At 69.4% G+C, this 2,845-nt stretch carries 3 protein-coding genes; 1 reads left to right on the top strand and 2 read right to left on the bottom strand.

What is annotated here, in order from left to right; all coding sequences use genetic code 11:
* A partial coding sequence (locus DW306_RS03415; protein ID WP_136054244.1) for an ATP-binding cassette domain-containing protein occupies positions 1-901 on the top strand: 901 nt, incomplete at its 5' end.
* A 13-nt stretch (positions 902-914) separates the two neighbouring features.
* On the opposite strand, the gene DW306_RS03410 is transcribed toward DW306_RS03415, so the two are convergent.
* Positions 915-1,691, bottom strand: coding sequence for a hypothetical protein (locus DW306_RS03410; protein WP_136054243.1), 777 nt, complete (start codon positions 1,689-1,691; stop codon positions 915-917).
* Positions 1,692-1,760: 69 nt separating this feature from the next.
* Positions 1,761-2,522 carry a DeoR/GlpR family DNA-binding transcription regulator gene (locus tag DW306_RS03405; RefSeq protein ID WP_168429217.1) on the bottom strand — a complete coding sequence of 254 codons (762 nt, stop codon included), beginning with the start codon at positions 2,520-2,522 and terminating at the stop codon, positions 1,761-1,763.
* Positions 2,523-2,845: the final 323 nt, after the last annotated feature.

Here is a 2,845-nt window from a genome sequence, read left to right as displayed (position 1 = left end):
AGCCGCCGCGGCGTCGGTCTGGGCACTCGCCGCGGCGGCTCCGGGACTCGCGACCGGCGCGATCGACGGGCCCTGGCTGGCGGTCGCCGTGCTCGTGCCGATGGTGGTGTTCGAGATCTTCGGCGCGGTGCCGATCGCCGCGGCATCCTGGCGCAGCGTGCGGGCGAGTGCCGAGCGCATCGTCGACGTGCTGCCGGATCGGATGCCGGCGGAACTGCGGACCGACGAGGGCGAGGATGCCGAGATCACGGGCGCACCCGCTCTGCGGCTGCGCGATGTCCGCGCGCACTGGCCGGGCGGCGCGGCGGCGCTCAACGGAGTCGACCTCGATCTGCGCCCCGGGGAGCGGGTGCTCGTCGCGGGGCCGAGCGGTGCAGGGAAGAGCTCGCTCGCCGCAGTCCTCGTGGGATTCCTGCGGCCCGAGGGGGAGTACCGCGTCGGCGAGGCGGATGCTGCGGCGCTGTCGGGTGCGGCCCTGCGCCGCACGATCGGGCTGTGCGAGCAGAGCCCGCAGCTGTTCGACGAGGACATCCGGCAGAACCTGCTGTTCGCGCGCGACACCGCGACCGACGATGAGCTGCGCGAGGTGCTCGATCGCGTCGGGCTGGGGGAGTGGATGCGGGAGCGCGGCGGCCTCGACGCACGGGTCGGCGATCGCGGCGCCCTCGTCTCGGGTGGTCAGGCGCAGCGCCTCTCTCTGGCCCGCGCGCTGTTGCGCGGATTCCCCGTGCTGGTGCTCGACGAGCCGACCGCCGGCGTCGACCCCGACGCGTCCGACGGGCTGCTGCGCGACCTGCTCGAGGCAGCAGGCGACCAGTCGGTGCTGCTGATCTCGCATGTCGCGCCGCCCGAGGGGACGGTCGACCGCGTGGTGCGACTGGAGGGCGGGCGGACGGTCTGAGGTCGCGACCTCCTCAGCCGTAGAGCGGCGTCGGCGGCTCCATCACGATGCCCTGTGCCTCGAAGGCCTTGCGGCGTTCCTCGATGCGGCGGTGCAGCTCGACCTGCGCGGCGTCGACGACCTGCGGATCGAGCGGCACGGTCTGCGGATCCGGATCACCGTGGTGCGCCGCGATGTACGCGTCGAGCTCGGGACCGCTCGTCCACGAGGCGATGAGCGCGTAGCGGGGAGCGGTGCCGCGGTGCCAGACCGCATGCCAGAAGCGCTGCGTGTCGACGACGATCCGCGAGCCCGCGTGCAGCGGCAGCCGCACCTCCGTCGCCGGATCGAAGCGATCCGAGCGCAGGATCAGCATCGACTCCGTGTCGTCCGTGAGGTTGAAGAAGGCGCGCACCACCCAGCCGGTGCCGTCGTCGTTGAGACGGTTGTTGTCATCCTGATGGAGGTTGTAGACGGCGTCCGCGTACTCGTTGGGCTGCAGCTCGATCACCCGGCAGCGCCCGACCCCGGCACCCGGCTCGAGCGCCCACTGCTGCAGCGTCGGAGAGATCGCCACCTGGGACGACACCCAGACGCCGTCCTTATCGGTGCGGGGAGGCGTGTGGTTCCAGAACCCGTTGCAGTCCACGTCGCCCGCATAGCTGGTGAGCGGGGCGAACCGGGTGATGCCGGAGGAGCGCCAGCGCACGTACTCGAGTCCGAGCCATTCCGCGGGGTCGACGTCGGCGGGGTGATCGTCGAGGACGACGTAACCGGTCTCCGCCAGCGCGTCGGACGTGATGAAGCCCATCGGTCGCATCCTTCCCTCGGGGTGCTTAGGCCATCCTAACTCGGGAGGCATTCCGAACCCGGGAGGTGTTCAGGCGATCTCGACGCTCCGTGCTGCCGCGGTGAGCGCGGTGAGGTCGCTCGGCGACAGTTCCGAGGTGACGACGGCGTCGGGGCCGTCGATCGCGCACAGCGAGACGAAGCACGTCGTGCCGAACTTGCTCGCGTCGATCGCCGCGATCGTGCGCTGCGATGATGCGCGGGCGGTGCGCTTCACGGCCGCGTCCTCGACGTTCCACTCCGAGAAACCATGGTCGAGAGAGAACCCGCTGGCGGTCATGACGTACACGTCGAAGCGGTGGGCGAGGAGGTACTCGACGGTCTCCGATCCGCTGATGCTGAGCTCACCGGTGCGGACGAGGCCAGGAGGCATCAGCAGACGCACCGAGGTGGAGCCCGCGAACTCCCACGCGACCCGGAGCGAGAGCGGGCACACCGTGATCTGCCGCTCGGTCAATGCCTGCGCGATCGCGATGCCCGTCGTGCCGCCGTCGAGCACGACGGTGCTGCCGTCGTCGATGAGCTGGGCGACGCGGGCCGCGATCGCCTTCTTGTCGGCGGCATGCGTCTGCTCGCGCACCGCGATGGGAGGTTCGTAACTGCTGCCGATGGCGAGCTGCGCCCCGCCGTGGTATCGCTTGACGGCTCCCGCGTTCTCGAGCGCCTCGAGGTCGCGACGGATCGTGATCTCGGTGACGCCGATGCGGGTGCCCAGGTCGGCGACCGACAGCGATCCCGCGTCCTTGAGCATCGCGATGATCTCCTGATGCCGGAGGTCCTTTGCGTTCACCATGCCCCCATTCTCATCCACCATCGCCGAATTCCGATCGAACGAAAGTCAGCCTAGCCTCTTGACGGATCAAATGATCAGAACTTATGATCATTCAAACATCACGACTGTTTGAATCGATCGGGATTCCTACAGGCTTTCGACGAAAAGAGTTGCCATGGCGGATCGCACGCCCTTCGAAGACGACATCCTCGAGCAGCCCGAAGCGCTGCGCCGCCTCGCGGCATCCGCCGGAGCTCCCACCGGCCTGGGCGCTGCCGAACGCACCGAGCAGCGCATCATCCTCACCGGCATCCTGCTCTTCGTCTCCCGCGGTGCGGAATGGG

Origin of the sequence: Microbacterium sp. K24 (genome assembly GCF_004794465.1) — a bacterium.
Lineage (GTDB): Bacteria > Actinomycetota > Actinomycetes > Actinomycetales > Microbacteriaceae > Microbacterium.
Note: the sequence above shows the minus strand (reverse complement) of the source record. Positions and strands in the feature narration are given on the sequence as shown.